Below are 1404 nucleotides of genomic sequence, written 5' to 3' on the forward strand. Positions count from 1 at the left end.
GCTCGCAGAGTGATGGATCGAATATCGATCGTCGGCGACAGGCCTGTGGGCGCTCGCTGACACCGGAGTCTCAGGAGCTGACGAACGACTCGACCATCCGTCGTTCGTCGGTCTCGTCTGCGAGAGGCCATGCCAACAGCATCAACACGATCCGCACCACCCACTGCGACTTCTGCCCTTCGGGATCCAATCCGGCAAGTTCCAGTGCAGTACGCGGCAGCAGCGGCGAAGACACGAGATACTCGTCGATCCCGTTGGCCCGCGCTGCCGCAAGGCCGTGGCTCATGGCAGCGTCGGATCGTATCGCGTCGACGGCGACGAGAATCGACTCCACGATCCGCTCGTCGCCGTGCAGTGATTCGACGGCAGCCGCAACCTGCCTCACCACGGAAGCCGCACCTCGGGACAACAGCCCTTCGCGAATCGCGGACTTGCCACCTACGTAGCGGTAGAGCGTTGCCCTCGAACAGCCTGCGCGGGCAGCGACGTCGTCGGCGTTGAACCGATCGAATCCCTGTTCTCGAATCAGCTCTGCTGCAGCCGCGAAGATGCGCTCGGTTGCGAGTTCACGACGATTACCGCCGGCCAGCCAATCGGCGGCGTGGCGCTCGTTCGCACCGGTCACTCTCCGTCACCTCGTCTCACTCTGAGACAGATTCAATCAGAAATCTCTACGTTCCGGAAGGCGGGGAGCCTCTGACCTGGGAGAAGCAGGGAAGTCAGAATGCGCGTGAGATTTTCTCAAAATGCCAGTTCAGAGGCATTTTCCACCTGTTGACTTCTCCTTCCGGGCCGTGAAATCTTCCCTTCGTGACACCATCGACGCTCGACATCAATCCCTTCCTCCCGTCGAACATCGACGACCCGTACCCGCTCTACGACGTACTCCGGCGCGAGCACCCCGTGTACCGAATTCCCGATACCGACTTCTATCTGGTGTCGACGTGGGAACTGGTCACCGAGGCCGTTTCCCGTACGGAGGACTTCTCCTCCAACCTCACCGGCGTGTTGGTCCGTACACCGGACGGTTCGGCCCTGACCTTCGATATGGACAGCGGCGGGCAAGCTGTTCACGTTCTCGCGACTGCCGACGAACCCGACCATCAGCACCAGCGCAAACTTGTGCTGCCGACACTGGTCGCCAAACGCATACGAGCACTCGAGCCGACGATGCTCGAGTACACGCAGCAGTTGTGGGACAACGGCTTCGACGGTCGACAGATCGAATGGGTCACGTCGGTAGCGGACACACTGCCGCTGCAGATGGTTGCCACACTGATCGGCCTGCCGGCACACGACCTCCCCCAATTGCTGGACCACGGACGGCCTGGAGGGCGTGCGCCTGGCACCGTTCCAGATCCTCGCGGTGCAGGGACGCAGCCTCACCGGGCTGCCGCACGACGA

Annotated in this window: 1 protein-coding gene and 1 pseudogene; one reads left to right on the plus strand and one right to left on the minus strand. The window is 62.1% G+C overall.

All coding sequences use genetic code 11. The annotated features are described in order from the left end of the window. Positions 1-70 precede the first annotated feature (70 nt). The gene (locus ABT116_RS46365; protein WP_351647244.1) at positions 71-625 is read right to left on the minus strand and encodes a TetR/AcrR family transcriptional regulator; all 555 of its coding nucleotides are present in this window, start codon (positions 623-625) and stop codon (positions 71-73) included. 185 nt (positions 626-810) lie between these two features. On the opposite strand from ABT116_RS46365, the pseudogene ABT116_RS46370 reads away from it, so the two are divergent. After that, positions 811-1404 (plus strand): annotated as a pseudogene (locus tag ABT116_RS46370) (hypothetical protein); the annotation flags it as partial.

It is taken from the genome of Streptomyces sp. NPDC002130, from assembly GCF_040296465.1.
Taxonomy (GTDB): domain Bacteria; phylum Actinomycetota; class Actinomycetes; order Streptomycetales; family Streptomycetaceae; genus Streptomyces.